This window comes from uncultured Brachyspira sp. (assembly GCF_910588665.1).
Lineage (GTDB): Bacteria > Spirochaetota > Brachyspiria > Brachyspirales > Brachyspiraceae > Brachyspira.
Genome location: NZ_CAJUPR010000003.1, coordinates 89,696 through 110,906, shown reverse-complemented (window position 1 = coordinate 110,906; position 21,211 = coordinate 89,696). Strand labels below are relative to the sequence as shown.

21 protein-coding genes and 1 pseudogene are annotated in these 21,211 nt (G+C 29.0%); 9 read left to right on the top strand and 13 right to left on the bottom strand.

What is annotated here, in order from left to right; all coding sequences use genetic code 11:
• Positions 1 to 23 precede the first annotated feature (23 nt).
• Positions 24 to 2,342, top strand: coding sequence for a ribonucleoside-diphosphate reductase subunit alpha (locus tag QZ306_RS03055; protein WP_295160881.1), 2,319 nt, complete (start codon positions 24 to 26; stop codon positions 2,340 to 2,342).
• A gap of 25 nt (positions 2,343 to 2,367) precedes the next feature.
• Here QZ306_RS03055 and QZ306_RS03050 read toward each other — a convergent pair whose 3' ends face one another.
• The 3 genes from QZ306_RS03050 to QZ306_RS03040 are packed head-to-tail and all read right to left on the bottom strand — an operon-like array spanning position 2,368 to position 5,071.
• A complete protein-coding gene (locus QZ306_RS03050) occupies positions 2,368 to 3,156 on the bottom strand; it encodes an ATP-binding cassette domain-containing protein (protein ID WP_295160878.1) in 789 nt (262 codons plus the stop codon).
• A 15-nt stretch (positions 3,157 to 3,171) separates the two neighbouring features.
• A complete protein-coding gene (locus QZ306_RS03045) occupies positions 3,172 to 4,083 on the bottom strand; it encodes an ABC transporter permease (protein WP_295160875.1) in 912 nt (303 codons plus the stop codon).
• 25 nt (positions 4,084 to 4,108) lie between these two features.
• The gene (locus QZ306_RS03040; protein WP_295160872.1) at positions 4,109 to 5,071 is read right to left on the bottom strand and encodes an ABC transporter substrate-binding protein; all 963 of its coding nucleotides are present in this window, start codon (positions 5,069 to 5,071) and stop codon (positions 4,109 to 4,111) included.
• Between the two features lie 371 nt (positions 5,072 to 5,442).
• Between QZ306_RS03040 and QZ306_RS03035 the strand changes: the two genes are divergently transcribed.
• From QZ306_RS03035 to QZ306_RS03020, 4 genes are read left to right on the top strand one after another with little or no spacing between them, the layout of a single operon-like run.
• Complete coding sequence (locus QZ306_RS03035; RefSeq protein WP_295160869.1) at positions 5,443 to 5,886, top strand: hypothetical protein; 444 nt, start codon at positions 5,443 to 5,445, stop codon at positions 5,884 to 5,886.
• Between the two features lie 2 nt (positions 5,887 to 5,888).
• Positions 5,889 to 6,401, top strand: a complete 513-nt coding sequence (locus tag QZ306_RS03030) for a hypothetical protein (protein WP_295160866.1) — start codon at positions 5,889 to 5,891, stop codon at positions 6,399 to 6,401.
• Between the two features lie 4 nt (positions 6,402 to 6,405).
• The gene (locus tag QZ306_RS03025; RefSeq protein ID WP_295160863.1) at positions 6,406 to 8,355 is read left to right on the top strand and encodes a TonB-dependent receptor plug domain-containing protein; all 1,950 of its coding nucleotides are present in this window, start codon (positions 6,406 to 6,408) and stop codon (positions 8,353 to 8,355) included.
• A 36-nt stretch (positions 8,356 to 8,391) separates the two neighbouring features.
• Positions 8,392 to 8,565 carry an ethanolamine ammonia-lyase reactivating factor EutA gene (locus QZ306_RS03020; RefSeq protein WP_295160860.1) on the top strand — a complete coding sequence of 58 codons (174 nt, stop codon included), beginning with the start codon at positions 8,392 to 8,394 and terminating at the stop codon, positions 8,563 to 8,565.
• A gap of 171 nt (positions 8,566 to 8,736) precedes the next feature.
• Here the strand turns inward: QZ306_RS03020 and QZ306_RS03015 are convergent, their stop codons facing one another.
• The 5 genes from QZ306_RS03015 to QZ306_RS02995 form a co-directional block, all read right to left on the bottom strand.
• Entirely contained in the window at positions 8,737 to 9,510 is a 774-nt protein-coding gene (locus tag QZ306_RS03015; RefSeq protein WP_295160858.1) for an ABC transporter ATP-binding protein, read from the bottom strand.
• A gap of 23 nt (positions 9,511 to 9,533) precedes the next feature.
• Positions 9,534 to 10,541, bottom strand: coding sequence for an iron ABC transporter permease (locus QZ306_RS03010; RefSeq protein WP_295160855.1), 1,008 nt, complete (start codon positions 10,539 to 10,541; stop codon positions 9,534 to 9,536).
• Between the two features lie 9 nt (positions 10,542 to 10,550).
• Complete coding sequence (locus tag QZ306_RS03005; protein ID WP_295160852.1) at positions 10,551 to 11,492, bottom strand: ABC transporter substrate-binding protein; 942 nt, start codon at positions 11,490 to 11,492, stop codon at positions 10,551 to 10,553.
• Between the two features lie 165 nt (positions 11,493 to 11,657).
• The gene (locus tag QZ306_RS03000; RefSeq protein ID WP_295160850.1) at positions 11,658 to 12,278 is read right to left on the bottom strand and encodes a MotA/TolQ/ExbB proton channel family protein; all 621 of its coding nucleotides are present in this window, start codon (positions 12,276 to 12,278) and stop codon (positions 11,658 to 11,660) included.
• Positions 12,279 to 12,457: 179 nt separating this feature from the next.
• The gene (locus tag QZ306_RS02995) at positions 12,458 to 13,228 is read right to left on the bottom strand and encodes a hypothetical protein (protein ID WP_295160847.1); all 771 of its coding nucleotides are present in this window, start codon (positions 13,226 to 13,228) and stop codon (positions 12,458 to 12,460) included.
• Between the two features lie 425 nt (positions 13,229 to 13,653).
• Here QZ306_RS02995 and QZ306_RS02990 point away from each other — a divergent pair, with 425 nt between their 5' ends.
• Positions 13,654 to 14,892 (top strand): hypothetical protein, encoded by a 1,239-nt coding sequence (locus tag QZ306_RS02990; RefSeq protein ID WP_295160844.1) that lies wholly within the window; start codon positions 13,654 to 13,656, stop codon positions 14,890 to 14,892.
• A gap of 19 nt (positions 14,893 to 14,911) precedes the next feature.
• Positions 14,912 to 15,454 (top strand): epoxyqueuosine reductase QueH, encoded by a 543-nt coding sequence (locus QZ306_RS02985; protein WP_295160841.1) that lies wholly within the window; start codon positions 14,912 to 14,914, stop codon positions 15,452 to 15,454.
• An 11-nt stretch (positions 15,455 to 15,465) separates the two neighbouring features.
• On the opposite strand, the pseudogene QZ306_RS02980 reads toward QZ306_RS02985, so the two are convergent.
• The 3 genes and pseudogenes from QZ306_RS02980 to QZ306_RS02970 form a co-directional block, all read right to left on the bottom strand.
• A pseudogene (locus QZ306_RS02980) lies at positions 15,466 to 15,827 on the bottom strand (helix-turn-helix transcriptional regulator).
• Between the two features lie 183 nt (positions 15,828 to 16,010).
• On the bottom strand, positions 16,011 to 16,187 hold the full coding sequence (locus QZ306_RS02975; protein WP_295160839.1) for a putative motility protein: 177 nt from the start codon (positions 16,185 to 16,187) through the stop codon (positions 16,011 to 16,013).
• Between the two features lie 229 nt (positions 16,188 to 16,416).
• A complete protein-coding gene (locus QZ306_RS02970; RefSeq protein WP_295160836.1) occupies positions 16,417 to 16,602 on the bottom strand; it encodes a hypothetical protein in 186 nt (61 codons plus the stop codon).
• Positions 16,603 to 16,761: 159 nt separating this feature from the next.
• Between QZ306_RS02970 and QZ306_RS02965 the strand changes: the two genes are divergently transcribed.
• Complete coding sequence (locus QZ306_RS02965; RefSeq protein ID WP_295160834.1) at positions 16,762 to 18,450, top strand: FAD-dependent oxidoreductase; 1,689 nt, start codon at positions 16,762 to 16,764, stop codon at positions 18,448 to 18,450.
• 63 nt (positions 18,451 to 18,513) lie between these two features.
• Here QZ306_RS02965 and QZ306_RS02960 read toward each other — a convergent pair whose 3' ends face one another.
• Positions 18,514 to 19,059, bottom strand: a complete 546-nt coding sequence (locus QZ306_RS02960) for a hypothetical protein (protein ID WP_295160831.1) — start codon at positions 19,057 to 19,059, stop codon at positions 18,514 to 18,516.
• 166 nt (positions 19,060 to 19,225) lie between these two features.
• Between QZ306_RS02960 and QZ306_RS02955 the strand changes: the two genes are divergently transcribed.
• Positions 19,226 to 19,831, top strand: a complete 606-nt coding sequence (locus tag QZ306_RS02955; RefSeq protein ID WP_295160829.1) for a metal-sensing transcriptional repressor — start codon at positions 19,226 to 19,228, stop codon at positions 19,829 to 19,831.
• A 10-nt stretch (positions 19,832 to 19,841) separates the two neighbouring features.
• Here QZ306_RS02955 and pyrF read toward each other — a convergent pair whose 3' ends face one another.
• Positions 19,842 to 21,197, bottom strand: coding sequence for an orotidine-5'-phosphate decarboxylase (gene pyrF / locus QZ306_RS02950; RefSeq protein ID WP_295160826.1), 1,356 nt, complete (start codon positions 21,195 to 21,197; stop codon positions 19,842 to 19,844).
• Between the last annotated feature and the right edge of the window lie 14 nt (positions 21,198 to 21,211).

Sequence of the window (21,211 nt, the reverse complement as noted above, 5' to 3'; positions counted from 1 at the left end):
TAAAAAATTAACGGGGAAAATTTATGATAGAACTTACAAAAGATAAAAAACATATTATTATAAAAAGAGACGGAAGAGAAGAGCCTTTTAATGAAGAAAAATTAAGAAAGGTAATCAATTGGGCTACGGAAGAAAAAGAGATTTTTACAAACAAGCTTTTAGAAGGCTTAAATATAAAAATTAATGATAAAATGAAAATAGAAGTATTATATGATGAACTTATTAATACAGCTGTTAATATGATAAGTCCTTTATATCCCATATATGATACTATAGCAGAAAAACTCTATTTAATGAAAATATATAAAGAAACATATGGACTTAAAAAGATAGGTTCATATCCGCATATAAAAAAATTCTTTAAAAAAGGCGTAAAATATAAAATATATGATAAAAATATCATAAAGCTTTTTACTGATAAAGAATTGGATAAAATCAATTCTATGATAGATCCGAATAGAGATCTTCTTTTTACATATAAAGGACTTGCTATATTCTATAAAAAATACTGCAAAAATATAGGCAATAAAAAACTTGAGCTGCCTCAGATAACATACATGGTCGCAGCTATGTTCTCATTCTATAATGATTACTATAAAGGCAATAATAAAGACAAATTGGAGATAAGCAAGGCGGACAGATTAAAATATATAAAAAGAACTTATGATATGCTTTCAAAACATGAAATAACATTTGCAACGCCTAGAATAGCAAACAGTATGACAATAAAAGCTCAGCTTGCAAGCTGTATATTAAATACTCCTGATGATGATACTTGGAGTCTTAATCAGACTGACGGAAATATGGCGCTTTATTCAAAATTTTCAGGCGGCATAGCCTATGACGCTTCTTATATAAGGGCATCAGGCTCTACTATTCAAACCAACAGAGGACGCTCCGACGGACCTATACCTTTTATAAAAAGAGTTGAGCAAACTATATCTTCATTCAATCAGGGAGGTGTGAGAAAGGGAGCATGCGTTGTAACATTTCCATGGTGGCATTTAGATGTGCTGGATCTTATTATGCTTAAAGATGCAGGCGGAACCGAAGATACCAGAGCCAGAAAATTGGTATATTCTATTAGAATAAGCAATATATTCAGAGAACGCGTTAATAAAGATGAATATGTAACTCTGTTTGACCCTAAAGAAACTCCTCTGCTCAATGAGGAATACGGAGAAAAATTTGATGTAGCTTATATGTATTATGAAAGCAAATCTTCCATTAGAAAAAAAAGAATAAAGGCTAAAGATCTGTTATTTCAAATATTAAAGGTAAGGCAGGAGACTGGAAATTTATATCTTACATTTGTAGACAATATAAACGAACAGAATATGGTCAATAAATTTGTCGGAGCCTCAAATCTCTGTCAGGAAATAGTAATACCTTCTTATCCATCAAAACTTGTAAAAGAAAAATACATAATAAATGAAGACGGAGAATATGAGATTATACAAACAAAAAAAAGCGGCGAGATAGGAATATGCAATTTAGTGTCAATTAATTTAATGTCATGGGTAGATTTCAGTTTAGAAAATAAAAAATCATTTTGCTATACCCTTTTGAGAGGATGCGATAATATAATAGATACGCAATTTTATCCTGTAAAAGAAGGAGAAATTGCAAACAAAAAAAACAGACCGATAGGAATAGGCGTTATAAATTATGCCAATCTTCTTGCATCAAATAAATTAAAATATACTGATAATGAAGCTTTGGAGTTTACAAATAAAGTATTTGACGATTTATATTATCATATATATGAGGCTTCCAATATATTGGCTATGGAAAGAGGACCTTATAAAACATTTAATGAATCAAAATGGAAAGACGGGCTTACTCCTTTTCATTTATCATTATTAAATAGCAAAAAAAATAATTTAAATGTAAGCCTAGATAAAGAAAAATGGGATAAGCTTTCTGAAAACATAAAAAACAACGGAGTTAGGTTTTCATTTCATGGTGCTATAGCTCCAACAGCCACTTCAGGAAAAAGCGTATCTGCAACGGAAAGCATAGAACCTATAGTGGATTTATTTTTTGTAGAGGAAGGAATACAGACCCTGCCTAGTTTAGCACCTAATATTAAAGAAAACAGGCAGTACTATGAAAGATGCTGGGCAATACCTGCAAAAACAATAATAGAGCTTGCAGCGGTAAGACAAAGGTATATTGATCAATCTCAGTCTTTAAATTTGTATTATATTAAACCTGAATCTGCAAAAGAGCTTTGGAATGATATTCAATATGCTATGGATTTAGGTATTAAAACTTTATACTATATGAAAACACCTAAATCTAATTTTGAACTTGAAGAAGTATGCGAATCATGCACTTAACTATTTTATAATATTAAATAATTTATCAAGACAACAGCAGTTTATCGCTTAAAGCCCCGTCTGCAGTTTCAAATTTTTTAAGCAGATCCGATATCTCCAAAGATTTTTTTTCACTGTCTGAAACATCATATATAATATTGCCGTCATTCATCATTATAAGTCTGTTTCCGTAATGAATAGCGTCTTTAATATTATGAGTAACCATAAATGCGGTAAGTTTATCCTCTCTTATAATCTCTTCTGTAAGCTCCAATACTTTTTTGGCTGTTTTGGGGTCAAGCGCTGCAGTATGTTCATCTAATAATAAAAGTCTCGGCTTTTTAAGAGTAGCCATAAGAAGAGTAAGTGCCTGTCTTTGTCCTCCTGATAAAAGCCCTACTTTAGAATGAAGTCTGTTTTCGAGACCTAAATCAAGCCTTTTTAATTTTTCAACATATTCTTCTCTTTCGTCATGGGTTATACCCCATCTTAAAGTTCTAGGCTTTCCTTTTCTTTTTGCAAGAGCCAGATTCTCATCTATACCCATATTTGAAGCAGTGCCTATCATCGGATCCTGAAATACTCTTCCGAAAAGTACCGCTCTGGCATATTCTTTTTTATCCGTAATATCATTTCCGTCAACCGATATAGTACCGTAATCAACTTCATAAACTCCCGCAATTAAATTAAGAAGCGTAGATTTTCCGGCTCCGTTCCCTCCTATAACCGTAACAAAATCTCCATCATTTAGCTTAAGATTAACGCCTTTAATAGCCTTTTTCTCGGTAATAGAGCCTTTATTAAATGTTTTATAAACTTCTTTTAATTCCAGCATAATGCATCTCCAATATTAACCTTTTCTTTTACCGCCTACAGCTTTTGCAACCTTTCTATTTAATACGGGCACTGAAAGAGCAACAGCAACTATCACAGCTGTAAGAAGCTTTAAATCTGTGGCTTTAAGTCCTAATTGAAGAACAATGGCAATTATTATTCTGTATATTATAGAGCCCATTACAACGGAAGCAAGTTTATACAAAAATGAGAATCTGTTTCCAAATATAACCTCTCCTATTATAACGGAAGCAAGCCCTATAACTATAGTTCCTGTACCCATACCCACATCGGCATATCCCTGACTTTGAGTAACCAAAGCTCCTGATAAGGCAACTAAAGCATTTGATATCATAAGTCCTATTATTTTCATAATATTAGTATCAACCCCTAAAGCTCTGATCATATTTTCATTATTTCCAGCAGCTCTTATAGCACACCCCATTTCCGTGCCGAAAAACCAATACATCATAAGAATAATAATTACAGAAAATATGAAGCCCATAAGCAAATCCGACAATATTTTATTCAAAGACAGCACATTTTGAATTACAGTTAAAGATGTGGACATTCCCAAAAGCGGTATATTAGGTCTGTTTCCCATTACTCTTATATTAATAGAATACAAAGCTATCATTGTAAGAATGCCCGCTAATATTCCGGGTATATGCAGTTTTGTATTTAAAAATCCTGTTATAAATCCGGCCGAAGATCCCGCTATAAAAGCAAAGAATAATGTAATAAAAGGATTCATACCATTAGATATAAGTACAGCGCTTACGGCACCGCCTAATGCAAAACTTCCGTCAACAGTCAAATCAGCAAAATCTAAAACCTTAAAGGTAATATAAACGCCGAGCGTCATTATACCCCAGATTATGCCTTGAGATGCAGCTCCCTCTATAGCCAGAAAAATTCCATGAAACATTATAAATCCTTTTAAATATATCAGTTTATTTATTATATAATGATTCAGGTATGTTTATGCCTATGCTATTAATCATATTAGTATTTACAACCAAATCAAAAGTTTTTAAAGTTTCTATAGGCATATCGGCAGGTTTTTTTTCGCCTTTTAATATAAAAGCTGCCTGAGAAGCTGTTAATTTACCAAGTTCATAATAACTTATAGCATAGGTAGCAGTACCTCCAAGCATAGTCATACCTCCTTCGCCGCAAACTACCGGAAGTTTTGCAGGTTCGGCGGCTAAAGCAACGGCAGCCATACCTGCGGCAATCATATTATCAGTAGGCGTATAAATAGCCTCAGCTTTCCCTATCAGACTCTGAACTACCTGCTGTATTTCATTAGCGGATGCAACCGCAGCATCTATATATTTTAATCCCATAGAATTTAATTTCTTCTTAGCTATATCCATTTGAAATATTGAGTTCTGCTCGCTTGAACAGTATAAAAGTCCGACCGTTTTTAGGTTCGGAGTAATCTCATTTAATAATTCTATCTGAGCCTCTACAGGAGTTAAATCCGAAGTACCTGTAACATTTCCGCCGGGCGCATTATTATCTGCAACTAGCTTAGCTGCGGCAGGATCTGTAACAGCGGTAACAAGTATAGGTATATCTTTTGTCATATTAGCTACCGCCTGCGCCGCAGGAGTTGCTATTGCAAGTATCAAATCGCTTTTATCATTAATAAACTTTTGTCCTATCGTAACGCAGTTAGCCTGCTCTCCCTGAGCATTCTGATAATCTATAATAATATTTTTTCCGTCTTCATAGCCAGCTTCTTTAAGACCATCAACAAAACCTCTGTATGAAGCATCTAAAGCATCATGCTCTATTAATTGAATAATTCCTATTTTAAATACTTTATCTTCCGATGCATTTGAAGAACCTGAAGAACAGGAAAGAAATACCGCCGACATTATAAAAAATATATAATAAAAATACTTCATAAATAAACTCCTAATTGATGATAAAAATCATAAAAACTATATACAGTAATTATACTACTATATAATAATAATGTCAATTAATAATTTAATTTATAAAAATATATAATATTATAATATTTTGCTTATAAAATAGCTTTATATACTTGACATAAGCATATAACAATAATACTATATATAGGCTGATTATTAAATAATCAGCATGGGAATGAAGGTGCAAATCCTTCGCTGGCACGCAACCGTAAAGCTTAATTTTTTTATAATTATTAACGAAGTCGGATACCATAAAAAGTCGAGCGCACTAAAATATTTTTTTAATATGCGCTCCTTTGTTAAAACAGTTTTTAGTTTATTTAAATAAAGGAGCATTATTTATGCAAATCAAATTTTCTTTTCTAACTCTGTTAATACTATCAGTCTTTTTATCATCATGTAATAATAGTCCTATACAAAATCTAATGAAAAAATGGCAGGATAAAGATACTCAGTACGGCACTAATTACTATCTTATTACAGACTATAAATTTGAATCTATTTATAAGGGAAATACATCATATTCTTTTAATATAAAAGATATTTATTGGATTAATGATGCTGAAGGAATAATATACGGACAATATACAAAAGCTCATACAAATACAGATGTCGGAAAATACTATGCGGTTTCATTTAAAGATTTAACTAAAGAAAGCATATCTATTTCAGGCGCTTATAAGGGGGGGGTATCTTCTGCCGATACATTAGTAAAAGCAAAAGAAGAATTTACTATAGCAAACGGTTATTTCAGCATATATTCATCTTGTAAAGCCGTAGAATAATTATGAAAAAATTATACCTATTAATTTTAATATTTTCTGTTTTTGCTTGTTCTAATCCTTTGATGAATCCAAGCGGCAATAATCAAAATATTTCATCTGTAAGAGCCGTAACTTTTGGAAAACATAATTGTCTATACGGAAATAAAAAAGAAGAACTAAATGCTGCAGATAAAGACATTCTAAAAAGTAAATGGACTAATTTTATATCTTTAAAAGATGTTTATGAATACAAAAATTGCTATAGCAAAATAGGATTTTTTGATACAAACGGAAACTATTTCGATAATAATGATACTGCAAATCCAAGAACTACAATTACTGATTGCGGAATATATGAATATAATAATAAAAAATATTTGGCGGGTATATATTGGGATAATAAAGCGGGAACAGGAATGTATGCACGCTACAGACTCATAATAATAGATGAAGAAGGAAGGGAATTGGCTTTTTACGGAGGAGGCTCAGAATGGATTAAATATGATTTTATATTCGGATATTTAAAATTAAATTAAATATATGAAAAAATATATTATAATACTAATACTATTAAGCGGTTTATTATATTCTCAGACTTACCTTATAAAAGAGCTGAAAGGCGGTATATGGATTACTTCTCAGACTGAAATAACCAATAAAGATAAAATCAAGCAAGCAAATAATAATGCATCATCTAAAAAAACACCCGTCAGCATAAATAACAAAATAATAGACTCTGAAGAGATAGAAAGAATGGGCTATAAAAATGCTCAGGAAGTTCTTGCAAATCAGCCTGGGTTTGTAAATAAAGGAACATACATGGGCAATGAAGTTATTGATCCTGCAGGAGCGAACGGAGACAATATAAGAATATATATTAACGGCATTCTTATGAATACTGCAAAAGGAAATGCCGATGCGGGCGTAGATTTAAGAAGAATACCTGCAAATTTAATAGAAAAAATTGAAATTATAGGAAACAGTATTTATATTACCACAAAAACTCCTCTTCAGGATATACTTTTAATATCTTTAGGCTACGGAGCTTATAATACAGTAAGACCTTCAATATTATTTTCAAAAAATATAGACAAACATCAAATATTTACCTTTACTGCGGATTCTTATTACAGCAGCGGAAACTATTATTATAACTTTAACAATATGTCTGGAAACAATATAGAAGGATATATAACGGATAATAGGCAGTTTATAGTTAATTCATCGGCTAATTATAAATATACATTTGATAATAAAAATTATATTAATGCATTTGCAGATATATCGTATTCAAGCTCATCGTCGCAAAAAGACATTCCGCCCATAAGCAAAACGGATTCTTGGTTTGCTTTTACCACTCTTCTATCTTCCGTATCATATAACGGATTTTCCGATATAATGGATTATAATATTAATTTATCATATTTATTTGATTCTTTTACAGACAGACCATATTATAAAGACGGGAAATTTGTATCCGATTATAAATCGCATGCGGTAAGCTTAAATACAACTCTTTCAAGAATGGACGAGCTTTTACCTGACACTGTAACACTGTATAATAAATTAATGCCTGAATACAGATACAATATTCTGACAGAAGACACCAATGCAGTAGAAACTAATTTTTATTATTATCCTCAAAGACATTCTCTTTCGCTTAAATACGATATGCAGTTATCATTCGGATATTGGGACGATTCCTCCCCTATATTTTCAATTCTTCCAAGCATAAAATATGAATACCAAAATGAAAAATTTACAAATGAGAAAAATAATAATTATTTGTCTTATAATGCAGGATTTAATTTAAATTTTTATAAAGGCTACGGATTGTATGTATGCTATATAAGCGATTATACATCTCCCACTTTTAATGATTTATATTACGGAAAATTAAGCAATCCTAAACTGCTGCCTGAAAGCTATAATCAATTACTTACAAAATTAATATTAAAGCCTTTGTCAAATTTAATAATAGAAGCCTCCTATGCATATACAGCATACACAAATAAAATAGTTTATTATTCTGAAATACCTAAAAATGTAGACACAGCCTTTTCTCATATATTTAATTCAAGTATAGGATATGATATATCCTTTGCCGAGTATCATAAAATAAAAATTAAATTAGGCTATTCATATCAGCTCGGATTTATGGGAAAAGACAAATTACCTAAAATAGGACTGCCTGAACATACTGCGGCCACATTATTAGGATATGACTTTATTGCAAAAAATAAAATATTAACTTCATTATCATTAAATATTTATTATACTTATTCTTCTAAAAGACCTCTATCTGATTACAGACCGATAATATACTCACAAATATTTCATGATTTTAATATATCATTTTACTCAGTATGGTTCAGTCATTTGATATTTTCAATGCATTTTAAAAATATTTTTAATAAAACCCCGATACTTTCAGAATATTCCGTTGCCAAACCTTTTACATGGGAGTTTGAACTTGGATATAATTTTTAATTTATTAAAAAAACATTAATAAAACATATAAAAATTATGTATAATATATTAAGCGTTGGAATAGATATAGGTACAACCACAACAAATATAATATTCAGCAAACTAACAATTCAAAACCTATCAGGCATATCAAGGGCGCCTATAATAAAAGTTATAGATAAAAATATAATATACAGAAGCAAGGTATTTTCACCCCCTATATTATCATAAAGCGATATAGATGTATAATCTTTAATGAAAATAATAGAAAATGTATATAATTATGTACAAACAGATAAAAAATCTGTGCAGACTGGAACTCTAATAATTACAGCATGTATAGATAAATTATAATAAAAATTAATGATTTATTATAAAAATATAAATCAGTATTTTATAATTTTAAAAAATACTCCATTTCTGAAATGATTTGCTCATATACCCTGCAACATCTATATCATATACTCTGTTCAATAAAGAAATATCAAAATTTTTAATAGAGCCAAAATATTCTAAACTTCCGTTCTTTAATATAAGAAGCTTATCTGCAAAATTGAATACCGAATTTATATCATGCAGTACGGAAATTATGCATCTGCTTCCGTTTTGAACCCAATCTTTTAAATTATAAATCAACTCTATCTGACTATTCAAATCTAAATGATTAGTAGGCTCATCCATTAATATAATGCTCGGATTCTGTACTAAAGTTCTTGCCAAAAAAACTCTTTGAAGCTCCCCTCCTGAAAGTTCTGTTATAATTTTATCTTTAAGATGCATTATTTTAAGCTTATCCATATAATAAATTACAAAATCTTTATCCTCTCTGCTCGGCATAGATAATAATTTATCCTTATAATTAAAATATCTGCCCATCATTACAGTATCATAAACGCTGTAACCGAAATATATTGCCGACATTTGACTCATTAAGGCTATAGTTTTATAAGCGTCAATTTTTCTTATATTTTCATTGTTAATAAGTATATCGCCCTTAAAATCTACTATTCTGCATAAAGATTTAAGCAAAGTACTCTTACCGCATCCGTTCGGTCCTATGATGCATAAGCTTTCATTTTTTAATACTTCAAAAGATATATCTTTTAATACATATTTTTCATTATAATAATCAATAGAAAGCCCTTTAACTTCAATCATTTTATACGCATTATTCATAAAAAATTATATTCCTTAGAAAATTATATTCTTTTTACACTGCCGCCTGACATAAATAAATATAAGAAGAACGGAGCACCTATAACAGCGGTAACTATTCCTATAGGTATGTTAGAACCTGAAACTATAATCCTTGAAAATATATCTGAAACATTCAAGATAAGTCCTCCTATCAAAGCTGACATAGGCAAAACCACTGTATGCTTAGCGCCGAATATTTTTCTGGCTATATGAGGAGATACTAAATCCACAAAGCCTATTATACCTGTAAATGCCGTCAAAACTGCCGTTATAAATGAAGATATTAATATAAAAAATATTCTCATATTCTTAACATCAACTCCAAGCGATAAACTTGCATCATCTCCAAAAGTCATTATATCAAGAACATTTGAATATTTCATAAGGATTAATAAAAATATTAAAGTTATAAAAATAATTATAAGAATATCTAATTTATTTCTTACAGACAAACTTCCTAATTGCCAAAGTATTATCTGATTTGAATATTTAGGAAACATATAAGATAAAAAACTCATAACAGAACTTAAAAATAATGATATAACTATGCCTGCAAGTATTATGGAATTATTGCTTGTATATTTATCTATCTTATCTGATATAAAAAGTATAAGCAATATGGTAATAAATGCAAACAGTATAGATATTCCTATAAAAAAATACCTATTAAAAGACAGCTGCATTACTATTAATAAAGATGCTCCAAGCCCTGCACCAGATGATATGCCTAAATTATATGCAGAAGCTAGAGGATTCCTTAATACAGACTGTATTACTGCTCCAGTCATTGACAGAGAAGCTCCCGCAAATAATGATAATACAGAATGCTTAAATCTGATGCTTATAATATCTGAATTTATTTTATCTATATTTATGAGTTCTATATTAAAAATTTTATAAACAAATATATATATTATTTCTTTAGGGGATATGAATATGCTGCCTATGCATACCGATAATACAGTTGAAATAAAAACCAATATTAGAATTATAATTATTTTTTTTATCATTATTTATAATTAATTCCCAATCATATAAATATCTTTATATTCATCGGGATAAACATATTTAGCCATATCAAACAAAGCATATATAATATTATGAGTAGGAAGCGAACTTGATGCTATATAATGTACATTATTATTTTTTAAAGCATTTATATTTTTCCAATATTTACGGCTTAATATTTCTTTTTCAGGGTTATTTATATATTGAACGCTTGTAAATATAATATCTGGATTTGAAAACAGTACATTTTCTTCAGATGCTGTTATCCAATTATTTCTATTTGAAAATATATTAATTGCTCCTATAATATTAATCATGTCATCTAAATAAACATTTGCACCGAATGTATACAAATTTGGCAAAGCTGCTATTTCAAAATATACTTTTTTCCTATTGGTTATTGTATTTCCTACAGATTTTATTTTTTCTATGTTTGAATTCATCATATTTACTATATTTGAAGCCTCATTATTTTTATTTAAAACATATCCTATAAAATATATATCTTCTTCTATTGATTTTATTGTATCGCTGTTCGGTATAACGGCAATGCATATTCCAAAGTCTTTTATAGAATCTAAAGAATTTTTACCTGAAAATACGCTGAAATTATTAACAAATAAAATATCGGGATTAATATGCATCATCTTTTCAGAATCGGGATTTAACATATCAAAAATTATTTTATCCGACACATCTATATTATTGGTTTGAAGAATATCTTTGGAAACTGAATCTAAAGCAGTTATTTTATCAGCCAACCCTAAAGCCAATATAATATCGGAAGCAGAAGGAGATAAAGAGGCTATATTTTCTATCTTGCTTGGAAAAATTATACTATTTCCTGCTCGATCATAAATTGAATTATTTTCCTTATCAGATTTAAAGTTACTGCAGGAAAATAAAAATAAAATAATATAAATCAGCAATATATACAATTCAATATTTTTCATAAATAAATATAAAACTTCTTTAAAAATTAATTCTACATCAATAAATAATATAAACATTCAACAAAATAATTATAAAGTTAAAATTTATATTGTCAATTAAATAATAAAAATTTTTAATATTACGCAAACTAAATTCCAAATCTGATAACTTTTTAAATAAAAAAATTATATTTTATTATCTGATTTAATAATATCTGATATTTCATTTGAAAGGTTTTCCATAAAAAGTATTCTTGAATTAATGGTATTTACAAAATAATTATAAAAAATAACTGCAGGTATGGCAATAATAAGTCCTGCTGCAGTTGTAAGCAAAGCATTTGAAATACCTGAAGCCAAAGCGGCTGGCTTTCCGCTTCCGACTGCCGATATAACAGCAAAAGACTGTATCATACCAAGTATAGTTCCTAAAAGTCCGAAAAGAGGTGCTATAGTAGAAATTGTGGAAAGAGCAGAGATAAATTTCTCAAGTTTCGGAAGTTCATTATTGGATGCGCTTTGCATAAACTCTTTATGCGAATTAATATTCTTAAGTCCTGATATTATAATATTTGATAAAGGAGATTTTGAAGATTCGCATAATGCAATAGCCGCTTTTATTTCCTTATCCTTAACTAATGAAATTAATTTCGGCGCAAGAGAATTATCCTGTGATTTTATTCTAGTAAAATATATAAATCTATCTATTATTATAGTTAAAGCCGATATTGAAGATATAATCAAGCCTATCCAGCAAACCGTCATAGCTGAATTAAGCAGATTCTCAGAACTTAATATATTATCCATATACAAAAACCTTTGCCAGCAATTTTTATGATTTAATATTATAATTTAAGAATATAAAAAATCAATATTTTAAATATATATATAATTTGGTATATTTTCTATAAATTATATTCTTTACAAGAGAGATATTTAATAAAATAAAAAATATCCCATTATGATAAATCTTATATAAAAAATATTTATACTATGTTCTGAAATATAAACTTTATTTTTAACTCTATAGTATTGTTCAGTCCTGTCGGACCTTCTCCGCAGTTATTTTCATTATTCTCTCCGTCCATACCATCAATTAATATGAATATTTCAGCCTCTTTATCTGCATCTGCAGATAAAAATTCTGTCTTAGATATTATTCTATCTCTGTATCCGTCCGTTACCAAAAACAATTCAAAAGTATTATCAGAACTGTTATGTCTTAATTCTATTTTTATTTTATCATTCCCGCAGTACACATACGGATAATGAACTTCTAATAAATCTCCAATTATTTGATCATATTTAGTTATATTAACTAAAATCAATATCTTATCGTCATAGCCTAATAAATATTCTTTAACATCAATGTTTATATTTTCCGTATCAGAAACATTTACCTTTAATGCTTCTGAGATATTTTTAGGATTTAAAAATGCTAATGATTTAAAAAAATGAATGGAGTTTGAAGAACTGTAAAAATCTAACTTTATATCATAACCGAATAAAGCATAATTAAACAGCTGCCCATAATGTCCTGTATTTCCAGTAACGATATTTCTTTCAGCAGACTGAATGTCTATATTTTTTAATTCCAATGATGTGAATATTAATTTTATCTGTTTTTTATTATTAATTTCAATTAATGTGTTATTTGATTTTCCATTATTATAATAATATCTTGGATTAAAAAGTTTTCTGCAGGATTGAAATAATACAGATATAATGATTATCAGAATTAAATATTTTAATTTCATAATGCTAAAAAATGCAGTATATTCTTGTATTAATTGTATTATATAAATAATATAAGTAAACTGTGTTTATTTAATATTTTTGTCATTTAGTGCTGTCAATTAATTATATGTATAGTATTACTATACATATAAAACAAAAATACAAACTATATATTGTATAATAATATATATAAACAATATATAGTTCGTATATTTTATTATCTTTTAGAATATTATATATTTTATAATTTCAAGAGCTTTGCTGATAATAAGCTCTTTATTTTTGCTTCATATAAAGAAATACCTTCTTTAACTTTTAAATAAAAAATTGCATAATATCTATGTAATGTTGAAAAATTATTGCTTTAATTATAAAATATATGTTAATAATATTTATTAGACAGTATTAATTTATCGTATAGTAATCAGCAGAGGTTTATGATAATATGAAGTTTATTTTGAATAAGTTATATTTATTTATATTTTTATCCGTATTTTTTATATCCTGCGCTACAGTATCAAAAAATACATCAGACGGAGTATATGTTGGAGAGGATACGGGAGAAATAGGAATAGTTAATAATTGGAAAAACCCTGATTTTAAAGGCGGAAAAACTACAAAGATAACAGCCGAAGGTTATGCTTCTGCAGACAAAAGGGGCGAGGCGGATGCTATAGAGAGATCTATTGAAAGCGCTAAAAGAAATGCAGTTGAACAGGCGGTAGGATCTATAGTTAATGGAACTACTTTAGTTGAAAATAATAAACTCATAAGTTCAAAAATATATGATAATACTACAGGGTATATATCAGGATATAAAGTTATTAATATAGCCAAATCGGGTTCTGTATGGTATTCAAAAATAGAGGCAACTGTAGGCGTTGATATGATTCAGGATAATCTGCAGGCTATGGGAATACTTATGGATAGAAAAAATATGCCTATTATAGTTATGCTTGTTACCGATGAAACGGGAGGATTAAGCGAATCTTTTAATGTTGAATTAGAAAAAAATATGAGTGAAAAAGGCTTTAAATTCGTAAGCGCTTCTTCTTTGAATAATATTATGAGAAAAGAAAATATAAGCTATGAAGATATAAAAGGCTCGCAGTCTTATGATTCCGTAAAAAAAATAGGCAGTGCTGCTGGAGCGCAAATAGCTGTAATAGGAAAAGCAAATGCATCTTTTTTTACAACTATACAGGGAACAGCTATGAAAAGCTACAGAAGCGATGTTGCTATTACCGCCGTTAATATATCTGACTATACCACAATAGCCCGAGCTGCTCATCAGGTCGGAGGGATTGGAGGAAGCGATAAAGATGCGCATTCCATTGCATTGATAAAATCAGCCGATTATATATCTGAAGATTTTATAAATCAGATAGTAAAAAAATGGCAAAGCGAAGTACAAAACGGTGCGGAATATACAATATATGTTAATGGTCTTGATTTTAATGATTCTATAGTTTTTGAAGAGGCTCTGAAGCATAATATAGGAGGATTAAAAAATATTTACAATAAAGGAATATCAGGCGAATCGTCCAGATATGTTGTAACCTATATAGGCAGCAGCAGAGATTTGGCAGTGGATATTAATGCTAAGGCAAAAAATATGGGATATCAAATTATAATCAGCGGATTTGATGATAAAACTATCACATTAAAAGCAGTAAAAAGATAATACGGAGTAAATTATTTATATGAAATCTAAATTAGTTGTTCATACCTGCTGCGCCGTTTGTATGAGTTATCCTTATACTATATTGGAAGATTATGAAAGTATATTTTATTTTTATAATCCTAATATTTACCCCATATATGAATATGAAAGAAGAAGAGACGAGTTTATAAAATATGCTCATAGTTTGGGAGTAAAAACCTATATTTCTGAAGAGAACAATTCTGTTTCAGATTGGTATAATGACATAAAAGGCTTTGAGAATGAACCTGAAAAGGGCTCCAGATGCAGTATATGTTTTAAGCATAGAATTAAAAAGGCTTTTGAATATGCTTCATTTATTAATGCAGAGTATGTTGCAACCGTTATGACCGTAAGTCCTCATAAAAACAGCAAAATTATAGAAATTATAGGCAATTCATTAGCTCAGGAATATTTTCCTATAAAATATCTTCATTTTGATTTCAAAAAAAAAGACGGATTTAAAAAAACTAATATAATAGCTGATGAAGCGGGACTTTACAGACAGAATTACTGCGGCTGTGAGTTTAGTATAAGAAATTAATTGAATGTATTTTATTTATTGTTTTTACCTTCTTTTATTATATCGTTTAAATGATCTATCATATTTCCTATAAGATCCAATTTATTTTCTTCAAATTTTTTCAGTTTTTCAGATATTGCGAATATTTTCTCTTCAGATGTTTTTAAATTATAAGGTCTCATATTAAGCAATATATCAGGAGATGTTTCCAGAGCTTTACAGATTTTATTCAGGTTTTTAATTGATATATTCCTATTTCCCACTTCTACTCCCTGCAGATATTTTTCCGACAGCAAAGATTTTTCTGCAAGTTCGGATATTGTCATTTTTTGTTTTTTCTTAATTCTCTTATATTTTGACCTAAATTTTTTAATACTGCTTCTGTATCCATCATAAAAAACTCCATTTATACTTATGTATATTTATTTATGATAAATAAAATTTTATTAAAAAAAACAATTTATAATTTGACTATTAAAGAAAAAAGTTACTTTTAGTAACTTATATTGGGCATATTTAAAATAAAAAAAGCCGCTAATAAAACAATTAGCGGCCTTAAAAAAATTATTTACCTAAATCAAGCATAAGTACTTAATCTTTCGCCTACTCCAGGTCTCATAGGTGCAGATACAGCTTGAGGCTGAATGCTTGTCATTATTTTATCCACAGCCTGAGCCTGCATATCTGATGTATTTCTTATTATACTTAAAGATATATCCTGTTTAGAGTAAGAATTATAAACTGAAATATCCATATTTTTATCCTCCGTTTTTATTTATAAATTTATAACTAATTTACTTTATAAGTATAAATGAATATGATATTAAATCAAGAAAAATATAAAAAAATATCAAAAATAAATACTATAGAATATAGTATGATAACAATATGGTTTACATAATGTATTTTTTTATTAAAAATTATGACCAATTATGTTTTAATGATTTTCATCATCTTATGCATTAATTGGTCATAATAGATAATTAAGCGTATACATCTAAAGTCTTTCCAATATTGTTGTTTATAGGTACAGATGAGCCCTGAGGAGTAACAATACTTACTGCTTTTGCAGATACATAAGCAGAAGAATTATAAACATTTAATCCTGCAGAAGTCATATGTCTAGTCAATGGAAACATTTCAGATGAATAAATAGAATAAACTCCCATTTAAAACCTCCAAAGACTTTTGTATATAGTATCGGAATATATTCGTAAAATTATTAATTGCTTTATTTAATATATTATTTTTTGTGCAAAAATATTGACTTATTTATATATTATACATATACTAGGTATATTTATATAATATATGTATGGAGTAAAAAAATGAAAAAAATATTAATAGTGGGAGGCGTGGCTGGAGGAGCTTCCGCCGCTGCAAGACTCAGAAGATTAAACGAAGAAGATAAAATCATAATATTTGAAAAAGGACCTCATGTATCTTTTTCTAATTGTTCGCTTCCTTATTATGCAGGAGGCTTAATACCTTCACAAGATGCTTTGCTTCTGATGAATCCTGAAAAATTTTTAAAGCAGTTTAATGTGGATGCAAGAGTTAATAGCGAGGTTGTATCTATAGACAGAAATAAAAAAGAAGTTACTGTTTTATATGAAGGAAAAGAATATAAAGAGAGTTATGACAAGCTTATACTTTCTATGGGAGCTAAGCCTATAGTACCTAATATAAAAGGAATGGAAAAAGTTAATGTATTTACCGTTAGAAATGTTGTTGATATAAATAAAATACATAATTTTCTTAAAAACAAAGATAATGCAAAGGTTGCCGTTATAGGCGGAGGATTTATCGGTATTGAAATGGCTGAAAATCTAAAGCATGCAGGATATAATGTAGCAATAATTGAGGCATTGCCGCAGATAATGAAGCCGTTTGATTATGATATGGTTCAAATTCTTCATAGAGAGATAATGGACAACGGAGTAACTTTAATTGTTAATGATAAAGTTGATAGTTTTGATGCAAATACGGTTATTTTAGCTTCAGGAAAAAAAGTTGAGGCTGATGCGGTTATACTTGCCATAGGCGTTTCTCCTGAAACTGATATTGCAGTTAAAGCTGGAATAGAGCTTGGAAAAACTAAGGCTATTAAAGTGGATTCTAATTACAGAACTAATGATAAAGATATTTATGCAGTCGGAGATGCTGTAGAAGTTTATAGTCCTTTGTTTAATGATTATTTCAGATTGCCATTGGCAGGACCTGCTCAGAAACAGGCTAGATGGGCTGCCGATCATATTAACGGAAGAAATGCAGACAGCAGAGGATTTATATCTTCATCTGTTATTAAAGTATTCGGATATAACGGGGCTTCAACAGGACTTTCCGAAAATTTTATAAAAGCTATGAATTTGAATATAGATTATGATACTATTGAAATTATTCCTTTTGACGGAGTATCTATTATGCCTTCTTCCAGATTAATGCATTTCAAGCTTATATATGAAGTACCTACAGGAAAAGTATTAGGAGCTCAGGCTATCGGAAGAGGAAATGTTGATAAAAGAATAGATGTCATAGCTGCCGTTATTAAGTTCGGAGGAACTATAGACGATTTAAAAGATTTAGAATTATGCTATGCTCCTTCATTTGGTACTGCCAAAGATGTTGTAAATTTTGCAGGATATGTATCTTCAAATTTAAGAAACGGAGATTACAGACAAGTTCATTACAGTGAGGTTAGAGAATTAGCTGAAAAAAATGCTTATTTTTTGGATGTGAGAATGCCTGAAGATTTTGCTTTAGGTCATTTGGAAAATGCAGTTAATATACCTCTTGGAAGTTTAAGAAAAAGATATAATGAGATTCCGAAAGACATACCAGTATATATTACCTGCAAAACGGGATTAACTAGTTATACCGCATGCAAAATACTTCAGAATATAGGATTCAGCAATGTTATTAATGTTTCAGGAGGATTTATAGGATTATCGCAATATGAATACTTTAATGATAAAACTACTGGAAGAAAACCTATATTAACGGGATATTTCGGATAAGCATATAATATTAAAATAAAAATAGCATTTAAAAAGCTGTTTTTATTTTAATAATTATAACATTCAATTTTTTTTAATTTCTGTTCTATATTTATCTATTAACTTAATTATATTTTTTTGCTGTCCGCTTGGCAGATAATTATCATCTTGAAAATTTCCGTAAAATCTTATATAAGGCTTTGAAGAAGAAGTCATAAAATCGTATAGTAAATCTAATTCTTTATTATTTAAAATTTTAATGCCTTTTGCTATTTTATAAACTTTGGGGCTTATATAAGTAGAGCCTGAAAAATGACCGTCAATAAATATTATATCATTTTCACTCTTATCTAATTTGAAAAAGATATTTTCTCTGCTTATTTTATCAAAAAAGCATATTTCTCTTAAATTAATATAATTGTATAATCCCCTGGTTCTGACTCTTAGGGCAATTATAGGCATATCAGGCTTATTATCATATACTGCAATATCTAAAAAAACTCCCCATTCTACAAAATCGTCTGTATAATATCTTGTAGCACCTTTTAAATCATCTCTATAAGTTTTAATACTGGAGCAGCTAAAAAAAAGCATTGCAGTTATATAAATAATTATAAATATTCTTTTCATAAGATAACTCTAAAATATTACAATATAAATTACTTTTGTATTGTAACATATTTATTTTATATATCAAAATATTTTTTAATTAAAAAAAATATTTTATCAATTTTATTTTTTTATAATTTATTATATAATAAATATCAAATAAGAATGTTTTTATAAGGACTTAAATATGCTAGTAGAAAACGGTTTAAATATATTATCTCCTTCGGAGGCTGACGAAATTATTAATAAAACAAATAATATAGTAATATTAGATGTCAGAACAGAAATGGAGCATAATTATGAGGGTATGATTGAAGATTCTATTTCTATAAATTTCCTTAAGCCTAGAGTAGCTAAAAGGGAAATATCAAAATTAGATAAAAATATTCCTTATTTATTATATTGCTCTATCGGAAAATTGAGTATAAAAGCAGCTGAATATATGAAAGAACATGGGTTCAACAATATATATGTATTGGAAGGAGGATTAAAGGCTTGGAACAAATATTTTGGAGATAATAATAAAGTTTCTAAGTTTGACAGAGAAGAATCTTCAGAAAGAAGAAAAAAACTTATTATCAGATTAAACAGAATTGAAGGTCAAATTAAAGGTATGAAGAAAATGCTTGCAAAAGGAGAATACTGCGGAGATATACTAAATCAGTCACTGGCAGTTAAATCTGCTATGGGAAGTGTTAATCAGGAAATAATGGAAGTATTTTTAAATACCTGTATGATTTCTACTAAAGAAAAAGAAGATTTTTTCAGATACATGAGAAAGCTTATAAAATAACAATTATTTTTTATTTTCCCCATATATCAGGATTTTTATTCCATTCCAATGCTTTTTTAAGTTCATCTTCCGTTATATAATTTTCTTCTTTAGCCGTATCCATAAGAGATGAAAAATTAGAAAGAGATGAAAATCTTATTTTAGCCTCTTCAAAGTTTTTATAAGCCTTTTCAAATTCATAAGAAAATATCGCTATAATCTCAAGACCTATAGCGCCTTCATTAACCGCCGCATTAAAAGCCTTTATAGAACTTGTTCCCGTTGAAATTAAATCTTCTATTAAAATTAATTTCTTACCGCAGCATTCAGCTCCCTCTATCTGTCTTCCTCTTCCATGTTCTTTTTTTTCTGCTCTTATATAGCATAACGGTTTATTAAGTTCATAAGCTATAAAAGAAGCCCAAGGTATTCCTGCCGTAGCAGTTCCTGCTATACAATCAAAGTCCTTACATTTTAAAATATTTATAAAAGCATTAACTATAATCTGTCTTGCTTCAGGAAACCCTATAATATATCTGTTGTCGCAGTATATAGGACTTTTTATTCCAGATACAAATGTAAACGGCTCTTTTACATTGAGTTTAACCGCTTTAGTATCAAGCAAAGCTTTATCTATTAATCTTGATTTCTTTTTTTTATTGTTTTCTATTCCTTCTGAAATTTCTTTTATTATCATTTTACATGCTTTCACTCTGTCCGAATTTCTTGTAATAGGTCTTCCTACAACTAGATAATCACATCCGTTTTCTATTGCTTCTTTAGGAGTCATAATTCTTTCCTGATCGTCTGCGTCCGACCATTTAGGTCTTACTCCAGGACATACTGTAATAAAACTTTCGCCGCATTCTCTCTTTATTATGCCTGCTTCTTTAGGAGAGCATACCACTCCGTCAAGACCTGATTTTTTTCCTAATTTAGCCCAATGAACAGCCAAATCAGTCAATGCAAAATTTGAATTGAACATATTCTTTACATCATTTTCCGAAAGACTTGTAAGTATAGTTACGCCTATTATAAGATTATCCTTATTAAGTTTTCTTATTTCCTCAGCAGTTTTTTTCATCATATTTTTACCGCCGCTTGTATGCACATTAAACATAAACACATTCTGTTTAGCGGCAAATAGAGATGCCATAGCCGTAGTATTAGGTATATCATGAAATTTCAAATCAAGAAATATTTTTTTATTTTTAAGATCCAAATATTCTATTATCTCTCCTTTGGTATAAAGAAAAAGCTCAAGTCCTACTTTATAAAATAAAGCCTCATCTCCAAGTTCATCTATAAGTTTTTCAGCTTCTTCAATAGAATTAAAATCTAATGCTATAATTAATCTTTCTTTTGGGTTTTCAGTCAATACTGTCATAATTTATCCTTTTA

Excerpts from the sequence above, each read along its gene's own strand:
- QZ306_RS03055 (WP_295160881.1), top strand. The coding sequence starts at position 24 with ATGATAGAACTTACAAAAGATAAAAAACATATTATTATAAAAAGAGAC.
- QZ306_RS03050 (WP_295160878.1), bottom strand. The coding sequence starts at position 3,156 with ATGCTGGAATTAAAAGAAGTTTATAAAACATTTAATAAAGGCTCTATT.
- QZ306_RS03045 (WP_295160875.1), bottom strand. The coding sequence starts at position 4,083 with ATGTTTCATGGAATTTTTCTGGCTATAGAGGGAGCTGCATCTCAAGGC.
- QZ306_RS03040 (WP_295160872.1), bottom strand. The coding sequence starts at position 5,071 with ATGAAGTATTTTTATTATATATTTTTTATAATGTCGGCGGTATTTCTT.
- QZ306_RS03035 (WP_295160869.1), top strand. The coding sequence starts at position 5,443 with ATGCAAATCAAATTTTCTTTTCTAACTCTGTTAATACTATCAGTCTTT.
- QZ306_RS03030 (WP_295160866.1), top strand. The coding sequence starts at position 5,889 with ATGAAAAAATTATACCTATTAATTTTAATATTTTCTGTTTTTGCTTGT.
- QZ306_RS03025 (WP_295160863.1), top strand. The coding sequence starts at position 6,406 with ATGAAAAAATATATTATAATACTAATACTATTAAGCGGTTTATTATAT.
- QZ306_RS03020 (WP_295160860.1), top strand. The coding sequence starts at position 8,392 with ATGTATAATATATTAAGCGTTGGAATAGATATAGGTACAACCACAACA.
- QZ306_RS03015 (WP_295160858.1), bottom strand. The coding sequence starts at position 9,510 with ATGAATAATGCGTATAAAATGATTGAAGTTAAAGGGCTTTCTATTGAT.
- QZ306_RS03010 (WP_295160855.1), bottom strand. The coding sequence starts at position 10,541 with ATGATAAAAAAAATAATTATAATTCTAATATTGGTTTTTATTTCAACT.
- QZ306_RS03005 (WP_295160852.1), bottom strand. The coding sequence starts at position 11,492 with ATGAAAAATATTGAATTGTATATATTGCTGATTTATATTATTTTATTT.
- QZ306_RS03000 (WP_295160850.1), bottom strand. The coding sequence starts at position 12,278 with ATGGATAATATATTAAGTTCTGAGAATCTGCTTAATTCAGCTATGACG.
- QZ306_RS02995 (WP_295160847.1), bottom strand. The coding sequence starts at position 13,228 with ATGAAATTAAAATATTTAATTCTGATAATCATTATATCTGTATTATTT.
- QZ306_RS02990 (WP_295160844.1), top strand. The coding sequence starts at position 13,654 with ATGAAGTTTATTTTGAATAAGTTATATTTATTTATATTTTTATCCGTA.
- QZ306_RS02985 (WP_295160841.1), top strand. The coding sequence starts at position 14,912 with ATGAAATCTAAATTAGTTGTTCATACCTGCTGCGCCGTTTGTATGAGT.
- QZ306_RS02975 (WP_295160839.1), bottom strand. The coding sequence starts at position 16,187 with ATGGATATTTCAGTTTATAATTCTTACTCTAAACAGGATATATCTTTA.
- QZ306_RS02970 (WP_295160836.1), bottom strand. The coding sequence starts at position 16,602 with ATGGGAGTTTATTCTATTTATTCATCTGAAATGTTTCCATTGACTAGA.
- QZ306_RS02965 (WP_295160834.1), top strand. The coding sequence starts at position 16,762 with ATGAAAAAAATATTAATAGTGGGAGGCGTGGCTGGAGGAGCTTCCGCC.
- QZ306_RS02960 (WP_295160831.1), bottom strand. The coding sequence starts at position 19,059 with ATGAAAAGAATATTTATAATTATTTATATAACTGCAATGCTTTTTTTT.
- QZ306_RS02955 (WP_295160829.1), top strand. The coding sequence starts at position 19,226 with ATGCTAGTAGAAAACGGTTTAAATATATTATCTCCTTCGGAGGCTGAC.
- pyrF (WP_295160826.1), bottom strand. The coding sequence starts at position 21,197 with ATGACAGTATTGACTGAAAACCCAAAAGAAAGATTAATTATAGCATTA.